The following is a 25,833-nucleotide window of genomic DNA, read 5'->3' as shown; positions in this document are numbered from 1 at the left end:
GCCACTCTAATCGGTGATCCCGTAGGGTTCCGGCTCTCGCCAGCGCCCGAAGGGCCGGTCAAGGGCGTACTTGCCGTCGTCCCCGAGAACGAGCATCCGCATCTCCGCGTTCCCCGGGTTCGACAGTGACTCGAATTCCGCGACCGTCCAGTGGAACCAGCGCATGCAGAACAGCCGCATGGCGAGGCCGTGCGTCACGATCAGGACATTCGGCGGATGGTCGGGCGCCTCGAAGCTGCGGAACAGGCTCTCCAGGAAGCCACCCACCCGGTCGTACACGTCGGCGCCGGACTCACCCTGGGCGAACCGGTAGAAGAAGTGCCCGTAGGCGTCCCGGTACGCCTTCTGGAGACGTACGTCGTCGCGGTCCTGCCAGTTTCCCCAGTCCTGCTCCCGCAACCGCGGTTCTTCGCGCACCCGTATGAGCTCGGGGTCCAGATGGAAGGCGCGGAGCGTCTCGTGTGTACGGCGGTAGGGAGAGACGTACACACTGACGCGTTCGCGGCCCAGCACCTCTCGCAGCCGTTTACCGGTCTCCTCCGCCTGCAGCCAGCCCCGTTCCGTCAGGGCCAGGGCGTGGTCGGGCTCGCGTTCATACACGGTGTCATCAACATTGCCCGTTGACTCCCCGTGCCGGACAAGGACGATTCGCCGTGGTCGTGCCATGCCAAGACCCTAGATCGGGTGAGGGCGTATCGAGCACTCGTACGGGCTCCATACGGCGTAGGTCACACATTTCCCGCACCATCGGCCGCGCAGACGAGCACGAATGGTGAGTCGGGATTTCAAACCGTCCAGGCCGGTTCAAGATCCAGGATGTCGCCCGTGAGGGCGGCGACGTCGGCGTCGGTCTGTGCGCGCAGCGCGAGCCGTTCCACACGTTCGGTGCGGTATTTGCCGTGCTCGGCGGCCGACCGCCACATCGAGAGAACCAGGAACTCGTGCCCTGGGGCCTCCCCGAACAGACCACGGATCATGCCCGGCGAGCCGGCCATCGCCGGATTCCAGACTTTTTCCTGCATGAGCGTGAAGTGCTCCGCACGCTCTTCGTGGACGCGGCAGTGGGCGAACCGCACCAGGTCGGCGTCGGTGAAGCGCGGTTCGAAGCCCGTCTTCACGTCGAAGCGGTAGTCGAACAGCTTGACCTGGACGTCCTTGAACGTGCCTGACTGGGCCGCCGCGAGCCGGTCATGGGAACGGGCCATGAAGGAGTCGTAGAAGGAACGGCTCTCCCAGAAGGAGAAAATGTGCGCCACACCCTGCCGCCCCCGGCTCCAGCCTCCGCCCTGTCCCCGAAACCCCGGCTCTCCGAGAAGCCCCGCCCACTTTCGCTGCCCCCGCTCGAAGCCGCGGCGGTCCACCACGGTGCAGCGAATCCACTTGACCAGCACCGCGCCATGGTAAGGCCACAGAGCGTGGCGCCGGTCACGCTCGGCGGCAGAGGTGACGCTCAAGTGGCACACGCGCGTGGCAGGATGGACAACCGGTCTTGTCTGACTGGCAGTTCGGGCCGTGGACACAGGGGGAAGGGGAAATCCGGTGAGCGGCATCAACAAGGGGATCCGCAAGGTCGAGGTCGCGCTCAAGTGGGATCCGAGTCCGGCGGGCCAGCCGGACACCGACCTGGACATCGTCGCCGCGACCTACGTGGCGGGGGATCCGTATGGCGATCCCGCCTATGTGGTGCACTTCGACAGCCGTTCCCCCGACGGCACCATCTATCTCAACCGGGACAGCAAGGACGGCAAGGGCTTCGGCTGGGACGAGGTCATGACCCTCGAACTCGACCGCCTGGACGCCCGGTACACGCGCGTGGTCGTCGGCACCGTCATCCAGCAGCGTTCCGCACCCCGCACTTTCGTCGGCGTGACCAACCCGGCCCTGCGCATCCGTGAGGGCTACACCGTCCTGGCCGAGGACGACTTCGGCGGCGTCCTGGGCGCTACGGCCGCGAAGGTCGCGGAGTTCGTACGTCAGGAATCCGGCACCTGGGACTTCCACCCCGGGATCAACGGCTTCGAGGACGACCCCGCGACGTTCACCCGGAGCATGGGCCGGGCGTGACGTGTCAGCCGGCGGTCCAGTCCGGGACCGTCGGCAGCACCGTCTCGGCGACGCGGAGCAACGCGAGGTCATCGGGCACGACGTCGTCCTGACGCCATATGGAGACCTCGTAGAAGCCGCCGCCGTCCTTGGTGTCCTTGGCGACCAGCAGGCTGCGGGCGATGCCGCCGGGACCGGTGTCGACCTTGCCGCCACCGAGGTTGAAGTTGAGGGCGATGGTCCGGTCCGAGTAGAGGACCGCCGGGTGCCCGCCTATCGTCCTGTTCTGCGCCGAACTTCCCAGAAAGCCCGCCATCTCGGCCACCGGGATGTCGTCGTCGGACGTCGAGAGCTTCACGGAGTAGGTGGACAGCTGGACCTCCGCCTCAGGTGTGACGGTCTTGGTTCCGTCGGCCCAGGTGCCCATGCTCTCGTTGCCGCTGGCGTTCATCGCGTACTCGGTCGGCGTGCCGAGCAGTGTGGGCAGGTCCGCACGGTTCAGCGCGTTGCACAACTGCACCCCGGATACCGGCTTCGACGGCCGGGCGTCGTCCGACGTGTGGCACACGGCCGGTTCGGGATCGCTGGACTTCTGCTGAAAGAGTCCCTGACAAGAGAAGAGCCGCGAGGCCCCCGACCACCACCAGCGCCGCGACAGCCTGGCCCCACTCGCTCGGGCCCTTCTCGGGCTGCCTCACGCTCCCTGGGACATCCGCAATCTGCTGCTCAGCCATGTTCCCCGTGTCCCCCACCCTGCCGTTCGCGCCGGTCGTGCGCTGGGGGAGCCTAACGTGTGATCGTCCCGTGGAGAAACGGAAAAGCCGAAGGCGGTGCAGCCGATGTCCGACTGCACCGCCCCGGGCTCACATCAACTGCAGCCGCTGGTCGAACCGCAGCCCTCGCAGATGTAGCAGGAACCGGCCCGCTGCATCTTCGTACCGCAGGAGAAGCACAGCGGGGCATCGGCCTGGATGCCCAGCTGCATCTCCACCAGCTCGGCGCTGGTGTGGGCCTGCTGCGGGGCGGGCTTGGCCGCCTCGACCTCGGCCTTCGGCGTGACGACCGCCTTCAGCTCCTGGGCGCGCGGCGCCGACTGGGCCAGACCCTCGACGTCGACCTCCTCCTCGGTCGGCTCGTAGGAGCCGGTCTCGAGGTGGCGCTGACGCTCCTCGGCGGAGTGGATGCCGAGCGCGGAACGCGTCTCGAAGGGCAGGAAGTCCAACGCCAGGCGGCGGAAGATGTAGTCGACGATCGACTGCGCCATCCGCACGTCCGGGTCGTCCGTCATGCCGGCCGGCTCGAAGCGCATGTTGGTGAACTTCGAGACGTAGGTCTCCAGCGGCACGCCGTACTGGAGGCCCACCGAGACGGCGATGGAGAAGGCGTCCATCATGCCCGCGAGGGTGGAGCCCTGCTTGGACATCTTCAGGAAGACCTCGCCGAGACCGTCGTCCGGGTAGGAGTTGGCGGTCATGTACCCCTCGGCGCCGCCGACCGTGAAGGAGGTCGTGATGCCGGGCCGGCCCTTGGGCAGACGCTTGCGGACCGGACGGTACTCGACGACCTTCTCGACCGCCGCGCGGATGGTCTCCTCGGCCTTCTCCGTGACCTCTGCCTTCTCCTTCTCCTTGGTCTTGGCGGAGAGGGGCTGGCCGACCTTGCAGTTGTCGCGGTAGATGGCGAGCGCCTTGACGCCCATCTTCCAGGCCTCGAAGTAGACCTCTTCGACGTCCTCGACGGTCGCCGTCTCCGGCAGGTTGACCGTCTTGGAGAGCGCGCCGGAGATCCAGGGCTGGATCGCGGCCATCATGCGGACGTGGCCCATCGCGGAGATGGAGCGCTCGCCCATGGCGCAGTCGAAGACCTCGTAGTGCTCGTGCTTGAGGCCGGGAGCGTCGATCACATTGCCGTTCTCGGCGATGTGGGCGACGATCGCCTCGATCTGCTCCTCCTGGTAGCCCAGGCGACGCAGGGCCTGCGGGACGGTGCCGTTGACGATCTGCATCGAGCCGCCGCCGACCAGCTTCTTGAACTTGACCAGCGCGAGGTCGGGCTCAAGACCGGTGGTGTCGCAGGACATCGCGAGACCGATGGTGCCGGTCGGAGCGATGACGGACGCCTGGGCGTTACGGAAACCGTTCTTCTCACCGAGACGCAGCACGTCCTGCCAGGCCTCCGTGGCGGCGGCCCAGATCGGCGTGTCCAGGTCGTCCATGCGGACGGCCTTGGTGTTCTCGTCGGAGTGCTGCTTCATGACACGCAGGTGCGGCTGCGCGTTGCGGGCATAGCCGTCGTACGGGCCGACGACCGCGGCGAGTTCGGCGGAACGCTTGTACGACGTGCCGGTCATCAGGGAGGTGATGGACCCGGCGAGAGCGCGGCCGCCGTCGGAGTCGTACGCGTGGCCGGTAGCCATGAGCAGAGCGCCGAGGTTGGCGTAGCCGATGCCGAGCTGGCGGAACGCGCGCGTGTTCTCACCGATCTTCTGCGTCGGGAAGTCCGCGAAGCAGATGGAGATGTCCATCGCGGTGATGACGAGTTCGACGACCTTGGCGAAGCGCTCCACCTCGAAGGACTGGTTGCCCTTGCTGTCGTCCTTGAGGAACTTCATCAGGTTCAGCGAGGCGAGGTTGCAGGACGTGTTGTCCAGGTGCATGTACTCGCTGCAGGGGTTCGAGCCGTTGATACGGCCGGACTCCGGGCAGGTGTGCCAGTGGTTGATGGTGTCGTCGTACTGGATGCCCGGGTCGGCGCAGGCCCAGGCGGCCTCGGCCATCTTGCGGAACAGCGCCTTGGCCTCGACCTCTTCGATGACGTCGCCGGTCATACGGGACGTCAGGCCGAACTTGCCGCCCGTCTCGACGGCCTTCATGAACGTGTCGTTCACGCGGACCGAGTTGTTGGCGTTCTGGTACTGCACCGACGTGATGTCGTCGCCGCCCAGGTCCATGTCGAAGCCCGCGTCGCGCAGGGCGCGGATCTTCTCCTCCTCCTTCACCTTGGTCTCGATGAAGTCCTCGATGTCGGGGTGGTCGACGTCGAGGATGACCATCTTGGCGGCGCGACGCGTGGCGCCACCCGACTTGATCGTTCCCGCGGAGGCGTCGGCGCCACGCATGAAGGAGACCGGACCGGAGGCGTTGCCGCCCGAGGACAGCAGCTCCTTGGAGGAGCGGATACGGGAGAGGTTCAGGCCGGCACCGGAGCCGCCCTTGAAGATCATGCCCTCTTCCTTGTACCAGTCGAGGATCGACTCCATGGAGTCGTCGACGGCCAGGATGAAGCAGGCCGAGACCTGCTGCGGCTGGGGCGTACCGACGTTGAACCACACCGGGCTGTTGAAGCTGAAGATCTGGTGCAGGAGGGCGTACGCCAGCTCGTGCTCGAAGATCTCCGCATCGGCGGGCGACGCGAAGTACTTGTAGTCCTCGCCGGCCTTCCGGTACGTCTTCACGATGCGGTCGATGAGCTGCTTGAGGCTCACCTCGCGCTGGGGGGTGCCGACAGCACCGCGGAAGTACTTGCTGGTGACGATGTTGACCGCGTTCACCGACCAGAAGTCGGGGAACTCGACGCCACGCTGCTCGAAGTTGACCGAGCCGTCGCGCCAGTTGGTCATGACGACGTCACGATGCGCCCATTCCACCTCGTCGTACGGGTGCACGCCGGGGGTGGTGTGGATGCGCTCGATGCGCAGGCCCTTGTTAGCAGCCGCCTTGGTGCCCTTGGCGCGGGAACTCCGTGCCGGACCGCTCGCCGTCTCTGTCATGCCGCCTCCCTGTACGGGCGAAAACGCCCTGAAGTGCCCCGTTGTTCCCGTGGCACGGTGTTCTGTCTGGTATTGCGGGCACCCAACTCACTACTGCCCGCAACAGGTCTTCGGTCGCCGCCGTCCGGCCGGCCCGGGGCCCTGGCCCGGTCCGGCCCGCCGATCAGTCGGCGGCGCGGGCGGGCTCGGGGAGTTGAGCAGTCCCTCCGGGCCCGCGATCGTCTTCCTGGCTCCCCGCGACGGCCCCTTCGCCGTCCGCAGCCCCTCCGCGGTCCTCGTCGTCCGCGGCGGGGGGTCCCGTCTCCCTCAGTTCCGCGATGGCCGCATCGAAGTCCTCGAGCGAGTCGAACGCCCGGTAGACGGAGGCGAATCGCAGATAGGCGACGAGGTCGAGCTCCTGCAACGGGCCGAGTATGGCCAGCCCCACGTCGTGGGTGGTCAGCTCGGCACTCCCGGTGGCTCGCACCGCCTCCTCGACCCGTTGGCCGAGCTGGGCGAGCGCGTCCTCGGTGACAGGCCGCCCCTGGCATGCCTTGCGCACGCCGTTGATGACCTTGGTACGACTGAAGGGCTCGGTCACTCCGGACCGCTTGACCACCATGAGCGAGCACGTCTCCACGGTCGTGAAACGACGGGAGCAGTCCGGGCACTGGCGGCGCCTGCGGATCGACGTGCCGTCGTCGGTCGTACGACTGTCGACGACGCGGCTGTCGGGGTGCCTGCAGAAGGGGCAGTGCATGAACTCCCAACCCTCCTCACAGCAGACTCAATAGCCTCGCTGAGCCCCATGGGCCCCTCGAAGCAGCCCCCAGCATAGGCGATCGCGGCGGGCGTGGAGACCCGGGGGACCACAACTTCTGGGCTGCTGTAGCAATCCAAGCACTACATGTAGGGATTGGCACGGCATACACGCCGTACATGCACGTCGCGCCTGTATGGGCATGTGCCATACGACTGCCCCGGCCCCCGGCGAACACGACGCACAGCCGTATCGCTGCGGCGCATGCGGAGATACCGTGGGCGCCACAAGGAGGGGACGTGGGATTCCCGCACAGATGGGAGCCGGTACCCGGCCGACTGGGCACTGGATGGCAGACTGGGGCAACAACCCGTGAGGTCGCCATCCGGCGGTGAAGAGTACAGCAATGGGCCCTTTTGTTCGGCAGGCGGAGCGTTAGCCATACATCCAGACACATGATCGCGTCAGGTGATCCGCGATTTTTCACTCGAACGTGTGTTTGGCGCAACCTTTCGAAAGCAACTACCGTTGTCCAGCAGGGAGACCATCGAGAGGGGCCGACGTGACCACGACCGCAGACAGTGCCACCATCACTGCCCAGGACCGTTCCCAGGGCCGACTCGAGCCGGTGCATGCGATGAACGAAGCCGCGAATCCCGAGGGACACAAGCGATCCCTCCCGGGCCGACCTCCAGGCATCCGGGCGGACAGCTCGGGACTCACCGACCGGCAGCGCCGGGTGATCGAGGTCATCAGGGACTCCGTCCAGCGGCGCGGCTACCCGCCGTCCATGCGGGAGATCGGCCAGGCTGTCGGGCTGTCCAGCACCTCATCCGTCGCACATCAGTTGATGGCACTGGAGCGCAAGGGCTTCCTGCGCCGCGACCCGCACCGCCCGCGCGCGTACGAGGTGCGCGGCTCCGACCAGGGCGCCTCGGTGCAGCCCACGGACACCGCGGGCAAGCCCGCCGCGTCGTACGTCCCGCTCGTCGGCCGGATCGCCGCCGGTGGCCCGATCCTCGCCGAGGAATCGGTCGAGGACGTGTTCCCCCTCCCCCGCCAACTCGTCGGCGACGGTGAGCTGTTTGTGCTGAAGGTCGTCGGTGACTCGATGATCGAGGCCGCGATCTGTGACGGCGACTGGGTCACCGTCCGCCGCCAGCCCGTCGCCGAGAACGGCGACATCGTGGCCGCGATGCTGGAAGGCGAAGCCACCGTCAAGCGCTTCAAGCGCGAAGACGGCCACGTCTGGCTCCTCCCCCACAACTCCGCGTACGAGCCGATCCCCGGCGACGACGCGACCATCCTCGGCAAGGTAGTGGCAGTACTGCGGCGCGTCTGAGCACCGCGGCAGGCCTCGCCGATCCGACCGGGCCCCGGAACCTCTGCGCCGGTTCCGGGGCCCTGCGCTGTCCGGCCCCGGTGACGGGTCGCTCCGCATCGCGGGTTGGCCGGACCCATCACCGGGTCAGGCCAAGCTGCGATCATCCGGCTTCCGCCTGCGCCTTCTCGGCCTCTGCCGCAAGTTCCGCCGCTTCCATCGCCCTCGCCGCGGCGTCGATCGCCGTCAGCGACTTCCGCACCTGATTACGGTCCGTGGTGTACCAGAAGTCGGGCAGTGACGCCTTGAGGTAGCTGCCGTACCGCGCCGTCGCGAGCCTCTGATCCAGTACCGCGACCACACCACGGTCCCCCGAGGCCCGGACGAGGCGGCCGGCACCCTGGGCCATGAGCAGCGCGGCATGCGTGGCGGCGACCGCCATGAAGCCGTTGCCCCCCGCGTCCTCCACCGCCTTCTGGCGGGCGCTCATCAGAGGGTCGTCGGGGCGCGGGAAGGGGATCTTGTCCATGACGACCAGCTGGCAGCTGGGGCCGGGGACGTCGACGCCCTGCCAGAGCGACAGGGTGCCGAAGAGGCAGGTCTGCGGGTCAGCCGCGAAGTTCTTGATCAGTTCGCCGAGGGTCTCCTCGCCCTGGAGGAGGATCGGGAATTCCGGGATGCGGGAGCGCAGCTCCTCGGCGGCCAGCTGGGCAGCCCTCATGGAGGAGAAGAGCCCCAGAGTGCGGCCGCCTGCCGCCTGGATGAGCTCGGTCAGCTCGTCGAGCATGTCCGCTCGGTCGCCGTCACGCGCGGGGCGCGAGAGGTGCTTGGCGACGTAGAGGATGCCTTGCCTGGGGTAGTCGAAGGGCGAACCGACGTCGAGGCCCTTCCACTTCGGCACGTCTTCACCCTCGGTTCCTTCCGCAGCGAGCCCCAGGGACGCTCCTACGCCGTTGAAGTCGCCACCCAGCTTCAGGGTCGCCGAGGTGAGGACCACGGAACGGTCCGCGAACAGCTTCTCCCGCAGCAAGCCGGACACCGACATGGGGGCCACGCGCAAGGAGGCGCCGAAGCGGTCGTGGCGCTCGTACCAGACGACGTCCCACTCCGAGCCGTTCGTGATCCGCTCCGCCACGTCGTGCACCGCCTCCACGGAGGCCAGCGCCTGTTTGCGGACCGCGTCCTCGTCCTGGACCGACTTGTCGCGGGTCGCTCCGATCGCGGAGATGACCGTACGAGCGGCGTCGCGCAGGGCCATGAGCGCGTACCCGAGGTCCTCCGGGATCTCCTCCAGCCTGCCGGGCAGGGCGAGCTCCATCAGCCGCTCGAAGCCTTCCGCCGCGGTCTGGAGCTGATCGGCCGCCTTTTCGTTGACAAGCTTCGCGGCGCGGCGCACCGCCCGGTTGACCTGGCCGGGGGTGAGCTCGCCGGTGGCGACACCGGTGACCCGGGAGACCAGCTCGTGCGCCTCGTCGACGATCAGTACTTCGTGCTGAGGGAGCACGGGGGCGCCTTCGATGGCGTCGATCGCGAGCAGTGCGTGGTTGGTGACGACGACCTCGGCGAGCTTCGCACGCTCGCGGGCCATCTCGGCGAAGCACTCGGCGCCGTAGGCGCACTTCGTCGCTCCCAGGCACTCCCGGGAGGACACGGAGATCTGTGCCCAGGCGCGGTCGGAGACACCCGGCGTGAGGTCGTCGCGGTCACCGGTCTCGGTGTCCTGCGACCAGTCCCGCAGCCGCAGCAGATCCTGGCCCAGCTTGCTGGTGGGCGCGGCGGCCTCGAACTGGTCGAAGAGCCCCTCCTCCTCGTCCTGCGGGACGCCCTCGTGGAGGCGGTGCAGGCACAGATAGTTCGACCGGCCCTTGAGCATCGCGAACTCCGGGCGGCGGCGCAGCAGCGGGTGCAGCGCCTCGACCGTGCGCGGCAGGTCGCGCTCGACGAGCTGTCTCTGCAGGGCGAGGGTGGCCGTCGCGACGACGACCCGCTCCCCGTGCGCGAGCGCGGGCACGAGATAGCCGAGCGACTTTCCGGTACCGGTGCCGGCCTGCACCAGCAGGTGGGAGCCGTCGTCGATCGCGTCCGCGACGGATTCGGCCATGGTCACCTGGCCGGGGCGCTCCGTACCGCCGACGGCAGTGACGGCAGCATGCAGGAGTTCGGGGAGTGAGGGCTTCGTCATAGCGCGACCACCCTACGGCCCGGCACTGACAAAGGGGTGATCAAGGCGGGGGCGAGAGGCGGGATCAAGACCGGGAACTCCTCGGAGGGGTAGGGGGGCGGGGTCGGATCAGCTCGACTCGCTTCGACTTCGGTCGGGTCCGATCCGGTCGGAGGCGACTTCGGTCGGGCGGCGGCCGGAATCGACCGAGGCCTTGTGGGCGGGACCGGTATGGCGGAACCCCGGGGGGTGCGAGGTCGTTTGCGGAAGTCGTGCACCCCGGGTCGTGCGTCCGGGAACGTGGGTCCGGGGGTCGCGCGTCCAGGGGGCGTGCGTCCAGGGGTCGTGCGTCCAGGGGTCGTCGAAAAAGTCTCGCGGCGGGTGGGAACCGGTTCGGCGCGAGCGGTGTACCAAAAGTGATTGCACGATGACGCATTGCTACAGCAGATCGCGCAGGGACCGGTCTCGGATCATGAGGGCCGCCCGCTTGGCGGGCAGGTCGACCTCAGCTGAGAAGCGAAAGCCTGCGCTCAGAAAGGCGGTGACGGACGGGATGTTGCGAAGGTCGGGTTCCGCGATGACACGAGCACAGGCTGGTCGCCTGTCGAGTACGAGATCGGCGACGGCTCTGAGAAGAGTGCCGCCGAGACCGCGCCCTCGATCGGTGACGGCGCCGATGAGGAGATGGATACCGGTGTCGTGCGGTCTGACCGGATAGTGGCGAGCCAGCGGATCCAGGTCTGCCCGGTAGATCTCCCAGTAGCTCATCGGAGTGCCCTCCAGCACCCCGAGGCAGGGAAAGCTGCGCCCGTCACCGGCCAGCTGGGGACGCAGGTGGTCCTCCGTCACGTTCTGGGGCCCGGCCAGTTCCCAGAACGCGGTGACGGCGGGGTCGTTCATCCAGCGGCACACGAGGGCAAGGTCCCGTTCGACGCGTACGGGCACGAGTTGGAACACGCCTGCCGGGGTCGCGATCGGCCCCCAGTCGGCGACCCCGTCCAGCAGGTCGTCGCCGCCCGGGGTGCGTGCGGCGTGCAGGGCGGTGCTGTCGCTCCAGCTCCGTTGCCCGTGACCGGCTGCAACATCGGCCGTGGCTGCATCGACCCTTGACCGTCCCTCCTCGAAGAGCGCGACGAGTTCGTCGGGCAGGCGCAGTTCCAGCGTGTCCTCGTTGTCGGTGCTCCGGCCGATGCCCCGGGCAACGCTGTCCTCGCTCTCGTCGGGACCGGCGCCGTCGCCGACGTCGGTCGAGGCGGCGGAAACGGCATCGGCACTCGCGTCGGTGGGAGACACAGGACGCTCCTCTCAGAAGGCGGGGCGGGTCATGTCCCTCAGGAGTGAAGGGGGTTGGGGATGGTGACGTAGACGGACTGGGTGTCGACCGGGCCGACGAGTTCGTCCAGACCGTGCACGCGGGTCAGCAGATTGGCCTTGCAGCGCAGGACGGGTGAGTCGAGCAGGCGGCCCGGGAGCGTGGTGCGCAATCGGGCGGGTCCGCAGGCCACGTCGTCGAGGAAGCGACGGAAGGCAGCGAGCAACAGCCGTTCGTCGGCCAGTCGCTGCGAGCCGAACGCACCGATGAGGCCGAAGACGTTGTTGATCGCGAGGTAGTAGGCGAAACGCTCGTCGGTGACCTCATCGGAGACGAAGGTGTCGCTGTGTGCACCGATGCCGGCCAGGCGGGCGTCGAGCTCCGCCCGTCGGGACTCGCGGAAGTAGTAGCCCTGGTTGTCGCGGTACCGGCCGCCGGCGGGCCAGCCGTCGGCGTCCAACAGGACCAAGGTGTTCTGCTGATGCGCCTCCAGAGCGATGCCCGCCTCTCCGTCGAGCCACAGCACCGGGCGGATGACGTGTTCCAGGTAGCGCAGGAACCACTCGGCGGCGACGACTCCTCGATGGCGGCCGGTGCGGGCGGCGAGACGGGTGACGACCTCGGCCAGACGGGACCGCCAGACCGGCCGGTCCGTCTCCGGACGGTCTCGGTCCGGCCTGTCACTGCGCGGGCGGTCCTCGGTGGCAGCGGCCCGGGCGCGGGGATCGGGACGGGGTGAGACGAGTCCGGCGATGCAGGAGACGTCGTGAGAGGGGCTGAAGGGGTTGTGCCGGATCATCACGTCGATGCCGGGGACGGGACTGCCGTCGGGCCCGTCGACGGCGAGCCAGGCAGGGTCACGGACGATGTCGAAGGCCGGGTGGACCGCCTGCCACTGCTTGGACAGGCCGCTGCGCAGGAGCCGGTGCACCTCGACACCCCGGTGAAGTTCCTTGCGGAGGTTTTCGCGGCGGGAATTGGTGATGCGCAGGCCCAGCGAGAGCTTGAGCATGGCGGGGGCGCCGGAGCGATGGACGGTGCGCACGGAGGAGGTGGGATGCCACGGGGAGCCGTGGGCGCCCAGGTCCTGGAGCAGTCCGGCATCGAACAGCGAGGCGGTCTCGGAGCGGTGCCGGACCTCGCGGAGTTGCCAGGGGTGCAGCGGCAGGGCCGTGCGGCCGTCGGGCAGCGGAAGGTCGGGGCCGGCCAGACGTTGGGTGAGCTGGACAGCGGTGACGGGACGGCCCCGCTCGGTCCAGGCCGAGTCGGTGGCGAGGAGAGAGGGGTCGACAGCGATCCAGTGCAGGAGAAAGGAACCGCGCAGCTCGGGTGAGTACGAGGCTGCTTCGGCTTCGGCGAGACCTTCGCGGCTCTTCGGGGCCGGGTGCAAAGGGTGGCCGAGGACGAGTGCCTGTTCGGCGGCGCGGAAGAGGTCGGGGCCGTCGTCGGGGTGCTTGCGTCGCTCGCGGACGAAGGTGGCGGTACGGCGGACGGAGTCGGCTACCCGGGCCACGACTTCGGCACCGGCTGCAGAGGCGGGGGATTCTGCCGTCAGTGACTCCCGGGTGAGCAGCGCCGAGACGGTGACCGCATCGACCGGCGGGGCCTGCCCGGGGGCGTCGGCGAGATGGGGAAGGCCGAAGCGGTGCCATCCCGTCGGCGACCAGTAGCGGACGGGGACGAGGAGGGAGGTGCCGCTGGCGGGGAGGGGAATGTGGAGGGTGCCGCCGGTGGGGGCGGGCAGGTCCGTCTCGCGGGCCCAGCAGCGCAGCAGATTCTCCACAGTGGCGGCTTCGGCCGCGGCCTGCGGGTCCGGGTGGTTCAGCGGGTCGCTGGTGGCGCCCCGCAGGCGTTCCCGTTCGGGAGGGCCGCCCTGGAACGGGGCGTGGTCGGGGCGGGAGGGACGCTGCGGAGAGGGGGCTGTCTCGGAAAGGTTGAGCGGGTGCGTGGGGGTGCGGTCCTGGGGGGTGGGGGTGGTGTTCAAGTTCGATGTTCCTCGGGGTGTTTCTGCCTGGGAGGGACGCTATGTCGTAGTGCGAGGGCGACCGGTTGATCGGGGATCTGGGGCACAGAGAGCGGTTGCATCGCGTGGAGGTGAGGTGAGTGGTGTTCGGGAGGGATCCGGTGAGCAATCGGCGTGATGACGGTGACTGTTCAGAGGCGTTGGTAAGCGGCTCGCGTCTCGGCCTGTGGCGCGAGGGGTTGCGGAAACTATGGGCCCGGCCCGGACTCCGGCTTCCAGCCGTTGCCCGATTCCGACTCAAGTGCAGACCCCGGATCCAGTCCCGGCTCCGACCTCAATACCAACCCCAGTCCCAGCTCCGACCCGAGCCCCGACTCCGGGCCCGGCTCCGTGTGCGGCTGTCACGCCGACTTCGCCGGGAGTTGTCGCTCCGGTTCAGGGCGTGGGTGCGGCCCCAGTTCCCGGTGCGGCTCCAGCCGATACGCCAGTTCCTGCCGCCCCTTCGGCCCCCGCCGCTACCCCGTCCCCTCGCTCCGGCGCCGACGCTGCTGTTGTCTCCTGGCACCGCTGCCGTGGCCGCGGGCCGCTGCTGCCACGGCGTCGGCGAGTCGGTCGAGGACGGCGGTCGCCTGTTCGTCGGTGATCGTCAGAGGTGGGAGCAGACGCACGACGCTCGCGTGACGACCACCGAGTTCGACGATCAGGCCACGCCGGAGGCACTCCTGCTGGACGGCGACGGCAAGCTCAGGAGAGGCAGGGCGAGGGGACGGGTTGGAACCCGGCGTCACCACGGCCCCGGCACCACCGGCGCTACTCAACCCGACCGAGCCCAGCAAGCCAGCGGTCCCACCGTCCTCATCGAACCCACCGGACCTACCGGACCTGTCAGACCCACTGGGCCCACCGGACCTACCGGACCCCTCAGACCCACTGGACCCACTGGACCCACTGGACCCACCAGCCTCACCGGGCCCGTTGGGCTCCCCCGGCCCAATGACACCCCACGCCTCCCCTTCACCTTCCCCCTCAACCGTTTCCACCATCTCCACCCCGATCATCAACCCCCGCCCCCGCACATCACCGATCACGGAAAACTCCCGGCTCAGCCCTCGGAGTTGCTCCAGCATCCGCGCCCCGAGCGTTGCCGCGCGTTCTGTGAGGCCGTTCTCGCGGACGTAGGCCATCGTGGCCGTGCCCGCGGCCATGGCGAGTTGGTTGCCGCGGAAGGTGCCGGCGTGGGCGCCGGGTTCCCAGACGTCGAGCTCGTCGCGGTAGACCACCACGGCGAGGGGCAGGCTTCCGCCGATGGCTTTGGACAGGACCATGACGTCGGGGGTGATGCCGCTGTGCTCCACGGCCCAGAAAGCCCCGGTACGGCCGACTCCTGTCTGGACCTCGTCGGCGATGAGCGGGATCGAGCGGTGGGCCGTGATCCGTCGCATGCGTCGCATCCACGCGTCAGGGGCTGGAAGAACGCCACCCTCGCCCTGGACGGGTTCGAGGATCATCCCTGCGGGCAGCGGCACCCCGGACTTGGGGTCGTCGAGGACGGACTCGGTCCAACGTGCGGCGAGTTCGGCGCCGTGCGGGCCGCCGACCCCGAAGGGACAGCGGTAGTCCTGAGGGTAGGGCAGCCGGGCGACCCGTACGTCGAAGGCGTCGCCGGACGCTTCGAGAGCGCCGGAGGTCATGCCGTGGTAGGCGCCGGCAAAGGCGAGCATGCCGTTGCGGCCGGTCGCGGCGCGCACGAGCTTGAAGGCGGCCTCCACCGCATCGGTGCCGGCCGGGCCGCAGAACTGTACGCGTGCGTGGTCGGCCAGGCCGGGCGGCAGGGTGCGGAACAGTTCGGTGATGAAGGCGTCCTTGACGGGCGTCGCGAGGTCGAGGACGTGGAGGGGCGCGCCCGAGTCGAGGACCTTGCGGATCGCCTCCAGGACGACGGGGTGGTTGTGTCCGAGGGCAAGGGTGCCGGCGCCCGAGAGGCAGTCGAGGTAGCGGCGGCCGTCGGCGCCCTCGATGGTCAGGCCGCGTGCACGTACCGGCACGATCGGGAGGGCACGGGCATAGGTGCGTGCCGCCGACTCGCGGGCCGACTGACGCCGCAGGATTCCCTCGTGCGCGGAGCGGGTCGCCGACGGTTCCTCGACGGAGGTGCGCCCCGCCATGGCCTCACCGGGTGCGGTCTCGGTCACGGCCATGGTTCTCCCGTCGTCGCGCTGTGCAGGGGCAAGCGGTTCCCTCGCGGACTCACCCGCCCCGACATACGGAGCCCCGGGACCGTTTGCTCGACATCTCGGCACATCGATGTCCCGACTGTGGGGAAATCTCCGGGGATTGAGGCGCCGGGGACCGACCCGTCCGCCGGCAGCAAGCCCCCACCGCTACCAACCCCGGACCGTTCACCGGGTTACGGGTTGGCTGAAGATCTTTGGCGTGACGGAACTGTTGCGGTTCCGTCGGAAGTCCCCCATAACGGGCGCATAGTGTGTGATGCCGTTCCAAGGCGCGGTGCCGGAAGGTGAACTCGCGGGACGTCTGCGGGAAGTCCCCGGTTGCGCACCCGGGTTCGTCCACACAGGGGGAGGCAGAGCATGCGATCCGAACCGCTGTCGTTGAACGCTCACGGCGAAGACGGAAAGGGGGCGCGCCGCAGAACCTCTCCGGCGCTTGCCGCAGTGGCCCTCGCCTCCGTGCTGGCGCTGACCGCCACCGGCTGTGGTTCGGGCGATTCGGACGCGAACGCGCAGGCCTCCGCCCCGGCCGTGCCCGAGGGCGACGGCAAGATCACGATCCCGGACAACATCGGGGACAAGCTCAAGGAGCACGGGATCGATGTCGACAAGTGGAAGAACGGCGCCTGGAAGAACTGGGACAGGGACGACTGGCTGCGCGAGGCCCAGGACTACATCAACCCGATCATCGAGGGCCTGTGGGACCCGGACCGGATGCGGGAGGCCGCGGATCCCGACCGCGGTGTCCAGGAGAGCGACCTCTCGGGTGACCAGGGTGTGACCGACCCGGAGCCGACGCCGGTGGACGCGAAGCCCGTATCACCTACGTACCACGACAACGTGCCCGAGGCGGGCAAGGTGTTCTTCGACTCCCCCGAGGGCACGATGGTCTGCTCGGCGACGGTCGTGGAGGACCCGGCCCACCCGGGCAAGTCCGACTTGGTGTGGACGGCGGGTCATTGTGTGCACGCGGGCAAGAGTGGTGGCTGGTACCGCAACACCGCGTTCGTGCCGTCGTACAACGACCAGGCCTTGTCGGCCCCGGAGTTGGAGAGCGCGACTGAGAAGGAGGTCGCTCCGTACGGCGTCTGGTGGGCCGACTGGGCACAGACCTCGGACCAGTGGATCGCCCAGGGTGGGCCGACAGGCGGGGACGGTGCCCCGTACGACTTCGCCGTCATCCATGTGACGCCGGAGGAGGGTGGCAACGGCAAGTCTCTGGAGGAGACGGTCGGTTCGGCCTTGCCGGTGAACTTCGCCGCGTCGGCGGTGCCGCAGGTGGAGAGCATCACGGTCGGCGGGTATCCGGCGGCGGCACCGTTCGACGGGGAGACGTTGTACCAGTGTCAGGACAGGCCGGGACGGCTGTCGATCAACGCCTCGGACCCGACGATGTACCGCATCGGCTGCACCATGACCGGTGGTTCGTCCGGCGGCGGCTGGGTCACGGCCGATGCGGACGGGCGACCGGCCCTTGTGTCCAACACCTCGATCGGGCCGGTGAACGCGGGCTGGCTGGCTGGGCCCCGGCTGGGTGAGGTGGCCAAGGGCCTGTATGACTCGGTCAGCGAGAAGTTCGCGGGCCAGTGAGCCCCTCGGCCTTCCCGAGCATCCTGACCGGCCCGACGATCACAAGGACCACGACCGACCACGAACCGTAGGTGACCTGAACACGCTGGAGGCCCGCCCTTCGGGAAAAGGGCGGGCCTCTCAGAGAGCTACGGCAATCAGGCGACAACCGGTGTCGGCACGTACGGCGCGAGATCCGCGGCCAGCTCCTCATGCACTCGCACCTTGAGCAGGGTGCCCTCCGCCGTGTGCTCCTCGGAGATCACCTCGCCCTCGTCATGAGCACGGGCGACCAGCTTGCCGTGGGTGTACGGCACGAGCGCCTCGATCTCGACGGACGGCCTGGGCAGTTCGTTGTCGATCAGGGCGAGCAGTTCGGTGATGCCCTGGCCGGTACGGGCCGAGACCGCGAGGGAGCGCTTCTCGTTCCGCATCAGCCGCTGGAGCGTCAGCGGGTCGGCCGCGTCGGCCTTGTTGATCACGACGATCTCGGGCACGTCGGTGGCGCCGACGTCCCTGATCACCTCGCGCACGGCGGCCAGTTGCTCCTCCGGGTTCGGGTGCGATCCGTCCACCACGTGCAGGATCAGGTCGGACTCGCCGACCTCCTCCATGGTGGAGCGGAACGCCTCGACCAGGTGGTGCGGCAGGTGCCGTACAAAACCGACGGTGTCGGCCAGCGTGTACAGGCGGCCGCTCGGGGTCTCCGCGCGGCGGACGGTCGGGTCGAGGGTCGCGAACAGGGCGTTCTCGACCAGGACGCCCGCGCCCGTGAGGCGGTTGAGCAGCGACGACTTGCCGGCGTTGGTGTAGCCGGCGATGGCGACCGAGGGCACCTTGTGGCGCTTGCGCTCCTGCCGCTTGATCTCGCGGCCGGTCTTCATGTCCGCGATCTCCCGGCGCATCTTCGCCATCTTCTCGCGGATCCGACGCCGGTCCGTCTCGATCTTGGTCTCACCGGGACCACGGGTGGCGAGGCCGCCGCCCTTGCCGCCGCCCATCTGACGGGACAGCGACTGACCCCAGCCTCGCAGCCTCGGCAGCATGTACTGCATCTGCGCGAGCGCGACCTGCGCCTTGCCCTCTCGGGACTTGGCATGCTGGGCGAAGATGTCGAGGATCAGGGCCGTACGGTCGATGACCTTGACCTTGACGACGTCTTCGAGGGCGATGAGCTGGCCGGGGCCGAGCTCACCGTCGCAGATGACGGTGTCCGCGCCGGACTCGACGACGATGTCACGCAGCTCCAGTGCCTTGCCGGAACCGATGAAGGTGGCCGCGTCGGGCTTGTCCCGGCGCTGGATCACGCCGTCGAGCACCAGTGCGCCCGCGGTCTCCGCGAGGGCGGCGAGCTCCGCGAGGGAGTTGTCCGCGTCCTGCGCGGTCCCCGTGGTCCAGACGCCGACGAGGACGACCCGCTCCAGACGGAGCTGGCGGTACTCGACCTCGGTGACGTCCTCGAGTTCGGTGGAGAGGCCGGCCACACGGCGCAGGGCCGCGCGCTCGGAGCGGTCGAACTGATCGCCGTCCCGCTCTCCGTCGATCTCGTGGCTCCAGGCGACGTCCTCTTCCATCAGGGCATCGGCCCGAAGACCTTCGGCGTATGTGTGCGCGAGGCGCTGCGTGTCCTGGGAAGGGGATGAAGAGGAGGTCATTTGATCCTTACGTCGATGGGGATTCCGATTCGGCGGTCATGTGTCACAACGCACGAGCACCCCGGGAGATTCCCGCGCCCCGTGCCGCGCCGACCTGAAGATGGTCGCACGGTACGGGGCGTCTCGTCACCGCCTTTTCGCCGGCGCCACGGCCCTCCAGCCCGGGCGGCCGGGCATCGGCGGGGTCTTCTCGCCGTAGAGCCAGCCCCGGAGGAAGCCGCCGAGGTCGCGCCCGGCGATCTCGGAGGCGAGGTGCACGAAGTCGGCGGTCGACGCCGTGCCGTCCCGATGTTCCTGTACCCAGGCCCGTTCCAGGTTCTCGAAGGACCTGCGGCCGATCTCCTGGCGCAGGGCGTACAGGACCAGGGCGGCGCCGTCGTAGACGTTCGGCCGGAAGATGCTGATCTTCTGGCCGGGCTCGGGCGGCTTCGGCGCGGCGGGCGGTCCGCCTTCGGCCCGCCAGCGGTCGGAGGCGCCGTACGCGGCCTTCATGCGGGCCTTGAGGGCGCGGCCCGCCTTCTCCTCCGCGTACAGGGCCTCGTACCAGGTGGCATGTCCTTCGTTGAGCCACAGGTCCGACCAGGTGCGGGGGCTGACGCTGTCGCCGAACCACTGGTGGGCGAGCTCGTGGACCATGATCGACTCGACGTACCACTTGGGGTGGGCGTGCTCGGTGAAGAGGTCACTCTCGAAGAGGGACAGAGTTTGAGTTTCCAACTCGAAGCCGGTGTCGGCGGCGGCCATGAGGATGCCGTACGTCTCGAAGGGGTACGGCCCGACCTTGCCCTCCATCCAGGCCAGCTGGCCGGGGGTCTTCTTGAGCCAGGGTTCGAGCTTGGCGCGGTCCCTTGTGCGCACGACGTCCCGGACGGGCAGTCCGTGCGGGCCGCTGCGGCGCAGCACGGTGGAGCGACCGATGGACACCTGAGCGAGTTCGGTGGCCATGGGGTGCTGGGTGCGGTACGTCCAGGTGGTCGTCCGGCCTGCGCGGTCCACGTCCGTCGGCAGGCCGTTGGCGACGGCCGTGTAGCCGTCGGGTGCGGTGACCCGGACAGTGAACATCGCCTTGTCGGAGGGGTGGTCGTTGCAGGGGAACACCAGGTGGGCGGCGTCGGCCTGGTTGGCCATGGCGAGCCCGTCCGCGGTGCGCACCCAGCCGCCGTCCCGGTCGTCGGCGGAGACGGGGTCACTGGTGTGCCGGACGGTGATCCGCATCCAGCTGCCGGTGGGCAGCGGTGCGTCGGGCGTGACGACGAGGTCCTCGCCGGCGCTGGTGAAAGCCGCGGGCAGACCGTCGACCTCCACCGACTGGACCTCGCCGTGTGCGAAGTCGAGGTTGAAGCGGTCGAGTTCCGTCGTCGTCCAGGCGTCGATCGTGGTGACGGCCGCGAGTGGCTTGCTGTTGTCGCCGGGATAGGTGAAGGAGAGGTCGTACGACGCCACGTCGTAGCCGGGGTTGCCGAGGTGCGGGAAGAGGCGGTCACCGACCCCGAGCGGTGTGGCCGGTGCGCTCGCGGCGAGCAGGCAGACGGAGACGGCGGAGGCGAGCAGCGCGGCCGCCTTGCGCCGTCGGGCGTTTCCGGTACGGCGACGGGGGGCCTCGGGGCCGAGCCGGTCGGCGTGGGTGGGGTGCGTGGGGGTGGGGTGAGTGGGGGTGGGACCGGCGTGAGTGTGGGAGCTGAGCGGCATGCACCACCGCTACCAGCGCGCGCGTGCGCCACGGCGGCAACGCGCGACTGTCCCACTCGAACGGGGTGCTTCGGTTCCGTTGAGGGGACGCGTGAGGTTCTGTGGCCGCCACACACGCGTGAGGTTCTGTGGTCGGCACACGCGCGTGAGGTCCTGTCGACCGATCCTGCATGCGCTCACGAAGACCTGTGGACCGGCCCCCCACGCGCGTGCAGACCTGTGGCCCCGGTCGGACGCGACCCCCGGGTCGCCCTTCAGGCTCCCGGCGTCTGCGCCCTGCTCACGTCGTACACCCCGGCCACGTTCCGCATCGCCCGCATCAGCGACGGCAGCCGGGCCGCATCCGGCAGCTGGACGGTGTAGGTGTGGCGTACCCGCTGCTGGCTCGGGGGTTCGACGGTCGCGGAGACGATCTCGGCCCCCTCGCCGGCCATGGCCTCCGTGAGGTCGGCGAGGAGGTGCGGTCGGCCGAACGATTCCGCGAACAGCGTGACCCGGCACTCGGCGGTGTCGCCCCAGCGCACGCCGACCTCCGTGCGCCCCACGCTCTTCATCCGCGCCACCGCGGCGCACTCGACCCGGTGCACGGTGACCACTCCCCCGCGCACGGCGAAGCCGGTGATCTCGTCGGGCGGTACGGGCGTGCAGCAGCCGGCGAGCCGTACGGTCGCACCGGGCTGGTCGACGAGGGCGACGGCGGCGCCGGGGCGGTCGGCGGCCGGGTTGTCGGAGGCCTGCGACTCGGCGGTGATCCGGCCCACGCTGTCGGGAGTGTCGGCAACCGGTGGCTCTGCGGTGGTGGCCCGGAAGGGGTTCGAACTGCCCCGCCCGGCCTGCACGTCCTCAGTGGTCGCGCCGGCCGTGCCGCCCCGCTCCACGATCTCCTCCGGCGTCTCGTGCGACGGATGGGTCGCGATCCACCGCCGGATGGCGATCCGTGCCGCGGGCGTGTGCGCGTGCTCCAGCCACTCCTTGGAGGGCTCGGCGGCGGGGTCCTGCCCCATGAGGAGCTGAACGGTGTCGCCGTCCTTCAGAACGGTGCTCAGGGTCGCCAGACGGCCGTTGACGCGGGCACCGAGGCACGCGTGCGCGTCTTCGCCGTACTGCGCGTACGCGGCGTCCACACAGGTCGCGCCCTCGGGTAGGCCCAGGGTGCCGCCATCGGGCCGGAAGACGGTGATCTCGCGGTCCTGGGCGAGGTCCTCACGGAGGGTCGACCAGAAAGTGTCGGCGTCGGGCGCGGCCGCCTGCCAGTCGAGGAGGCGGGAGAGCCAGCCGGGGCGGGTGGGGTCCACCCGCTCCTCGTCGGCCCCTGCGCCGGTGGGCGCGCTCGTCGCCTCCGAGGTGTCCGAAGGTGAGGCGTACGGATTGCCGAGCGCGACCACGCCGGCCTCGGCGACCTTGTGCATCTGGTGGGTGCGGATGAGGACTTCGACGACCTGGCCGTCGCCGCGGGCCACAGCGGTGTGGAGCGACTGGTACAGGTTGAACTTCGGTACGGCGATGAAGTCCTTGAACTCCGAGACGACAGGCGTCATACAGGTGTGCAGTTCACCCAGGACGCCGTAGCAGTCCGCGTCCTCGCCGACCAGGACCAGCAGTCGGCCGAAGTCCGCGCCGCGCAGCCTGCCGCGCTTGCGGGCCACCCGGTGCACGGAGACGAAGTGCCGTGGCCTGATGACGACTTCGGCCGGGATGCCGGCCTCGCGCAGCACGGAGCGCACCTCGTCGGCGATCTCGGCGAGCGGGTCGTCCGCGCGGGAGGCGTTGTCGACGATCAACTCGCGCGTGTGCTCGTACTCCTCGGGGTGGAGGATCGCGAAGACCAGGTCTTCCAGCTCTGTCTTGAGTGCCTGGACGCCGAGGCGTTCGGCGAGCGGGATGAGAACGTCCCGGGTGACCTTGGCGATGCGGGCCTGCTTCTCGGGGCGCATCACGCCGAGGGTGCGCATGTTGTGCAGCCGGTCGGCGAGTTTGATCGACATCACGCGGACGTCGTTGCCGGTGGCGACGAGCATCTTGCGGAAGGTCTCGGGCTCAGCGGCGGCGCCGTAGTCGACCTTCTCCAGCTTGGTGACGCCGTCGACGAGGAACCGGACCTCCGCGCCGAACTCCTTGCCGACCTGATCGAGGGTCACCTCGGTGTCCTCGACGGTGTCGTGGAGCAAAGAGGCCGTCAAGGTCGTGGTCTCGGCACCGAGTTCGGCGAGGATCAGGGTCACGGCGAGCGGATGGGTGATGTACGGCTCACCGCTCTTGCGCATCTGGCCGCGGTGCGAGGACTCGGCCAGGACCCAGGCGCGGCGCAGCGGTTCGAGGTCGGCGTCGGGGTGGTGGGCGCGGTGGGCCTCGGCGACATGGCCGATGGCGTCGGGCAGCCGGTCTCGGGCGGCGGGGCCGAGCAGCGCGGCGCGGCCCAGGCGGCGCAGGTCGATCCGCGCCCGCCAACGGGCGGCCGCACCTGTTACCGGACCTGGGGTCGCGGGGTTCGTGGCCTCCGCACTCATGGGCACCTCCGGCTGTGGACCGGCGGACGGGGTGCCCCATGGCGGACACGGCTCAGGGGATGGCATCTGTCCCCGTCCGGGCCGGTGCTTGATGCTACCGAGCCCATCACGCCCGGCTGACCGCCTCTCGGCGAGCGTGAAACGGATCACCCAATCGAGCGAAGGCTTCCAGGTTTACGATTTCGCGCCGCCTGACCTGCGGCCGACCATGGATTTGAATCGCACAGAGGGCCGAAGGCTGTGGTTCCACGCCTTGGGCCGTCCGAGTGCTGTGATTCATATGGTCAACCAACCGCGTTTTCCAGCCAGTCGGCGTCGATCTCGCCCTCGGCGACGATCACCGCGGGACCGGTCATCTCGATCTCGCCGTCGCTCCGCTCGGTGATCACCAGGGTGCCTCCGGGCACATCGACGGTGTAGGTCGCCGGGGTGCCGGTGGCCACCGGGTCGGCGCCGTCCCTGCGGGCCGTGGCGACAGCGACGGCGCACGCGCCCGTGCCGCAGGACCGGGTCTCGCCCGCCCCGCGCTCGTGCACGCGCATGGCGACATGGCGGGGGCCGCGGTCGACCACGAACTCGACGTTGACCCCGCTCGGGTAGGCGGCGGCCGGGCTGAACGGCGGCGGGGAGTACAGGTCACCGGCGTGCGCCAGGTCGTCCACGAAGGCGACGGCGTGTGGATTGCCCATGTTCACGTTGCGTGCGGGCCAGCTGCGGTCGCCGACACTCACCGTGACGTCCCCCTCGGGGAGCAGCGCCTTGCCCATGGCGACGGTGACGTCACCGCCCTTCGCGATGTGCACGGCCTTCACGCCCCCGCGCGTGGCCACGGCGAGGTCGCCCTCGGCGACGTGACCGGCGCGCTGGAGGTAGCGGGCGAAGACGCGTACGCCGTTGCCGCACATCTCGGCGATGGAACCGTCGCCGTTGCGGTAGTCCATGAACCACTCGGCCTCCCCGGCCATGTGCGTGGCCTCGGGGTGCTCGGCGGACCGTACGACGTGGAGCAGGCCGTCACCGCCGATGCCTGCCCGGCGGTCGCACAGGGCGGCGACGGCGGCGGGGGGCAGGTCCAGGGTGTTCTCGGGGTCCGGGACGATCACGAAGTCGTTCTCGGTGCCGTGGCCCTTGAGAAAGGGGATCCGGGTGCTCATGTCTCGATCGTACGTGCAGGCCGGTGCGGGCTGGTCGCGCCCACGCGCCGGTAGCCGCAGACCGACACAGCCCCGCGCCCCTGAAAGCCTCTAGCGGAGCCTCGCTACGCGCCAGACCGCGAGAACGACCACAATCGCCACCAGCAACGCGTACCCGAGCACGACCCGCCAGTCCGCGCGGCGGCCGGACCCCCGCTGCGGCAGTCCCGGCCACGTGTAACCAACCCGGCGTGCGGCCATCATGCCCCAGCCCGCCGCGCAGGAGCAGATCAGCAGGCCCAGCATCGCGATCACCGCTCCGCTGTCGCCGAAGTCGAAGGCCAGGGGAAAGGCGAACATCAGGGAGCCGACCGCGGCCAGCGAGACGATGGGAGCGAGCTGCCAGATCCGCAGACGGCGCTGCGGGCGCAGCTCGACCTCGACCTCTTCCCCGCCCGGGAACATCTCCTCGGGCTCGGGACCGTCGGCGGTCACACCACCCTGGGTGTCGTCGGGCCCGTCGGGGCTCAGACGGTCTGCGTCCTGCTCCGGCCCACCGCTCTCGGCGGTGAGGGGCTCGGTGCCTTGTGCGGTGTCGCGAGGGCCGGCCTCCATCGCCACGCGCCCTCCCAACTCGGACTCCACTTGGTCGATCGAAGCTCGATGATGGCACGGCGCCGGAGGCCGGGATGACGGCCGGAGCGTCCCGATGCCAGGACGTGATCAGGCTGTGACCGGTCGTTCGACCAACGCCAGCGCGAGCTGCGGAAGTTCTGTGAGATGCGCCGCGGCCCCACTCAACCAGTGCACCCGCGGATCGCGCCTGAACCATGAATCCTGACGGCGCGCGAAGCGTTTCGTGGCACGGATGGTCTCGGCCCGCGCGTCCTCCATCGTGCACTCCCCCGAGAGCGCCGCGAGCACCTGCTGGTACCCGAGCGCACGCGAGGCCGTGCGCCCCTCACGCAACCCGCGCGCCTCCAGCTCCCGCACCTCGTCCACGAGTCCCGCCTCCCACATCCGGTCGACGCGGCGCGCGATGCGCTCGTCGAGCTCGGGCCGCGCGACGTCGACGCCGATCTGGACGGTGTCGTAGACCGAGTCGTGGCCGGGGAGGTTGGCGGTGAAGGGCTTGCCGGTGATCTCGATCACTTCGAGGGCCCGGACGATACGGCGGCCGTTGCTGGGCAGGATCGCCTGGCCGGCCCCGGGGTCGGCGGCGGACAGACGGGCATGCAGCGCGCCGGAGCCGCGCAGCACGAGTTCCTCCTCCAGACGGGCCCTGACCTCGGGGTCGGTGCCGGGGAACTCCAGGTTGTCGACGGCCCCGCGGACATAGAGCCCGGAGCCGCCGACGAGGATCGGCCAGCGGCCCTCGGCGAGCAGGTCGTCGATCCGGGCGCGGGCCAGCCTCTGGTACTCGGCGACGGACGCCGTGACGGTCACGTCCCAGATGTCCAGGAGGTGGTGCGGGACGCCGTCGCGTTCCTCGGGCGTCAGCTTGGCGGTGCCGATGTCCATCCCTCGGTAGAGCTGCATGGAGTCTGCGTTGACGACCTCGCCTCCCAGTCGCTGGGCGAGGAAGACGCCCAGATCGGACTTTCCGGCCGCGGTGGGTCCGACGACGGCGATGACGCGGGGGGAGGGGGGTGCGCTGCTCACCGCCCCAGTCTCGCAAACCCAGGAGCACCACCTCGAACGAGTTACGTGACGACGCGGGTCCGGTGTCGTTGCCAGTTGC

Annotated in this window: 18 protein-coding genes; 3 read left to right on the top strand and 15 right to left on the bottom strand. The window is 69.4% G+C overall.

All coding sequences use genetic code 11. The annotated features are described in order from the left end of the window. Positions 1-6: 6 nt before the first annotated feature. On the bottom strand, positions 7-666 hold the full coding sequence (locus QF027_RS35325; protein ID WP_307079180.1) for a histidine phosphatase family protein: 660 nt from the start codon (positions 664-666) through the stop codon (positions 7-9). Between the two features lie 119 nt (positions 667-785). Continuing rightward, on the bottom strand, positions 786-1,391 hold the full coding sequence (locus tag QF027_RS35320; RefSeq protein ID WP_266529371.1) for a YdbC family protein: 606 nt from the start codon (positions 1,389-1,391) through the stop codon (positions 786-788). 148 nt (positions 1,392-1,539) lie between these two features. Between QF027_RS35320 and QF027_RS35315 the strand changes: the two genes are divergently transcribed. Then, positions 1,540-2,064 carry a TerD family protein gene (locus QF027_RS35315; RefSeq protein ID WP_307079178.1) on the top strand — a complete coding sequence of 175 codons (525 nt, stop codon included), beginning with the start codon at positions 1,540-1,542 and terminating at the stop codon, positions 2,062-2,064. 4 nt (positions 2,065-2,068) lie between these two features. Here the strand turns inward: QF027_RS35315 and QF027_RS35310 are convergent, their stop codons facing one another. The 3 genes from QF027_RS35310 to nrdR form a co-directional block, all read right to left on the bottom strand. Then, positions 2,069-2,611: a DUF6215 domain-containing protein gene (locus tag QF027_RS35310; RefSeq protein WP_307079175.1), complete on the bottom strand. Its 543-nt coding sequence runs from the start codon at positions 2,609-2,611 to the stop codon at positions 2,069-2,071. A gap of 300 nt (positions 2,612-2,911) precedes the next feature. After that, positions 2,912-5,812, bottom strand: coding sequence for a vitamin B12-dependent ribonucleotide reductase (locus QF027_RS35305; protein ID WP_307079173.1), 2,901 nt, complete (start codon positions 5,810-5,812; stop codon positions 2,912-2,914). 163 nt (positions 5,813-5,975) lie between these two features. Then, entirely contained in the window at positions 5,976-6,551 is a 576-nt protein-coding gene (gene nrdR / locus QF027_RS35300) for a transcriptional regulator NrdR (protein ID WP_307079171.1), read from the bottom strand. A 562-nt stretch (positions 6,552-7,113) separates the two neighbouring features. Here nrdR and lexA point away from each other — a divergent pair. After that, entirely contained in the window at positions 7,114-7,893 is a 780-nt protein-coding gene (lexA, locus tag QF027_RS35295) for a transcriptional repressor LexA (protein ID WP_007385161.1), read from the top strand. 142 nt (positions 7,894-8,035) lie between these two features. Here the strand turns inward: lexA and QF027_RS35290 are convergent, their stop codons facing one another. The 4 genes from QF027_RS35290 to QF027_RS35275 all read right to left on the bottom strand — a co-directional run bounded on the left by QF027_RS35290 (position 8,036) and on the right by QF027_RS35275 (position 15,506). Continuing rightward, positions 8,036-10,054 carry an ATP-dependent DNA helicase gene (locus tag QF027_RS35290; RefSeq protein WP_306975482.1) on the bottom strand — a complete coding sequence of 673 codons (2,019 nt, stop codon included), beginning with the start codon at positions 10,052-10,054 and terminating at the stop codon, positions 8,036-8,038. Positions 10,055-10,471: 417 nt separating this feature from the next. Beyond that, positions 10,472-11,326, bottom strand: a complete 855-nt coding sequence (locus QF027_RS35285) for a GNAT family N-acetyltransferase (RefSeq protein ID WP_307079169.1) — start codon at positions 11,324-11,326, stop codon at positions 10,472-10,474. Between the two features lie 38 nt (positions 11,327-11,364). Continuing rightward, a complete protein-coding gene (locus QF027_RS35280; RefSeq protein ID WP_373432452.1) occupies positions 11,365-13,329 on the bottom strand; it encodes an IucA/IucC family protein in 1,965 nt (654 codons plus the stop codon). Between the two features lie 494 nt (positions 13,330-13,823). Continuing rightward, complete coding sequence (locus tag QF027_RS35275; protein ID WP_373432451.1) at positions 13,824-15,506, bottom strand: diaminobutyrate--2-oxoglutarate transaminase family protein; 1,683 nt, start codon at positions 15,504-15,506, stop codon at positions 13,824-13,826. Between the two features lie 393 nt (positions 15,507-15,899). On the opposite strand from QF027_RS35275, the gene QF027_RS35270 reads away from it, so the two are divergent. Beyond that, the gene (locus QF027_RS35270; RefSeq protein ID WP_307079167.1) at positions 15,900-17,129 is read left to right on the top strand and encodes a trypsin-like serine peptidase; all 1,230 of its coding nucleotides are present in this window, start codon (positions 15,900-15,902) and stop codon (positions 17,127-17,129) included. A 137-nt stretch (positions 17,130-17,266) separates the two neighbouring features. Here the strand turns inward: QF027_RS35270 and hflX are convergent, their stop codons facing one another. From hflX to miaA, 6 genes are all read right to left on the bottom strand, one after another. Continuing rightward, complete coding sequence (hflX, locus tag QF027_RS35265) at positions 17,267-18,763, bottom strand: GTPase HflX (protein ID WP_307079165.1); 1,497 nt, start codon at positions 18,761-18,763, stop codon at positions 17,267-17,269. A gap of 126 nt (positions 18,764-18,889) precedes the next feature. Further along, positions 18,890-20,452: a M1 family metallopeptidase gene (locus QF027_RS35260; protein WP_307079163.1), complete on the bottom strand. Its 1,563-nt coding sequence runs from the start codon at positions 20,450-20,452 to the stop codon at positions 18,890-18,892. A gap of 254 nt (positions 20,453-20,706) precedes the next feature. Next, positions 20,707-22,959 carry a RelA/SpoT family protein gene (locus QF027_RS35255; protein WP_307079160.1) on the bottom strand — a complete coding sequence of 751 codons (2,253 nt, stop codon included), beginning with the start codon at positions 22,957-22,959 and terminating at the stop codon, positions 20,707-20,709. Between the two features lie 284 nt (positions 22,960-23,243). Further along, positions 23,244-24,113 (bottom strand): diaminopimelate epimerase, encoded by an 870-nt coding sequence (dapF, locus tag QF027_RS35250; RefSeq protein ID WP_307079158.1) that lies wholly within the window; start codon positions 24,111-24,113, stop codon positions 23,244-23,246. A 90-nt stretch (positions 24,114-24,203) separates the two neighbouring features. Then, a complete protein-coding gene (locus QF027_RS35245; protein WP_307082609.1) occupies positions 24,204-24,707 on the bottom strand; it encodes a hypothetical protein in 504 nt (167 codons plus the stop codon). A 108-nt stretch (positions 24,708-24,815) separates the two neighbouring features. Continuing rightward, complete coding sequence (gene miaA / locus QF027_RS35240) at positions 24,816-25,754, bottom strand: tRNA (adenosine(37)-N6)-dimethylallyltransferase MiaA (protein ID WP_306975495.1); 939 nt, start codon at positions 25,752-25,754, stop codon at positions 24,816-24,818. Between the last annotated feature and the right edge of the window lie 79 nt (positions 25,755-25,833).

The sequence above is a fragment of the Streptomyces canus genome, assembly GCF_030816965.1.
GTDB lineage: Bacteria > Actinomycetota > Actinomycetes > Streptomycetales > Streptomycetaceae > Streptomyces > Streptomyces canus_E.
Note: the sequence above shows the minus strand (reverse complement) of the source record. Positions and strands in the feature narration are given on the sequence as shown.

What these genes read in the sequence shown, in the direction of transcription:
- QF027_RS35290 (WP_306975482.1), bottom strand. Translation starts at nt 10,054, where the DNA reads ATGACGAAGCCCTCACTCCCCGAACTCCTGCATGCTGCCGTCACTGCC.
- hflX (WP_307079165.1), bottom strand. Translation starts at nt 18,763, where the DNA reads ATGACCTCCTCTTCATCCCCTTCCCAGGACACGCAGCGCCTCGCGCAC.
- QF027_RS35305 (WP_307079173.1), bottom strand. Translation starts at nt 5,812, where the DNA reads ATGACAGAGACGGCGAGCGGTCCGGCACGGAGTTCCCGCGCCAAGGGC.
- nrdR (WP_307079171.1), bottom strand. Translation starts at nt 6,551, where the DNA reads ATGCACTGCCCCTTCTGCAGGCACCCCGACAGCCGCGTCGTCGACAGT.
- dapF (WP_307079158.1), bottom strand. Translation starts at nt 24,113, where the DNA reads ATGAGCACCCGGATCCCCTTTCTCAAGGGCCACGGCACCGAGAACGAC.
- QF027_RS35260 (WP_307079163.1), bottom strand. Translation starts at nt 20,452, where the DNA reads ATGCCGCTCAGCTCCCACACTCACGCCGGTCCCACCCCCACTCACCCC.
- QF027_RS35270 (WP_307079167.1), top strand. Translation starts at nt 15,900, where the DNA reads ATGCGATCCGAACCGCTGTCGTTGAACGCTCACGGCGAAGACGGAAAG.
- QF027_RS35275 (WP_373432451.1), bottom strand. Translation starts at nt 15,506, where the DNA reads ATGGCCGTGACCGAGACCGCACCCGGTGAGGCCATGGCGGGGCGCACC.
- QF027_RS35325 (WP_307079180.1), bottom strand. Translation starts at nt 666, where the DNA reads ATGGCACGACCACGGCGAATCGTCCTTGTCCGGCACGGGGAGTCAACG.
- QF027_RS35255 (WP_307079160.1), bottom strand. Translation starts at nt 22,959, where the DNA reads ATGAGTGCGGAGGCCACGAACCCCGCGACCCCAGGTCCGGTAACAGGT.
- QF027_RS35245 (WP_307082609.1), bottom strand. Translation starts at nt 24,707, where the DNA reads ATGGAGGCCGGCCCTCGCGACACCGCACAAGGCACCGAGCCCCTCACC.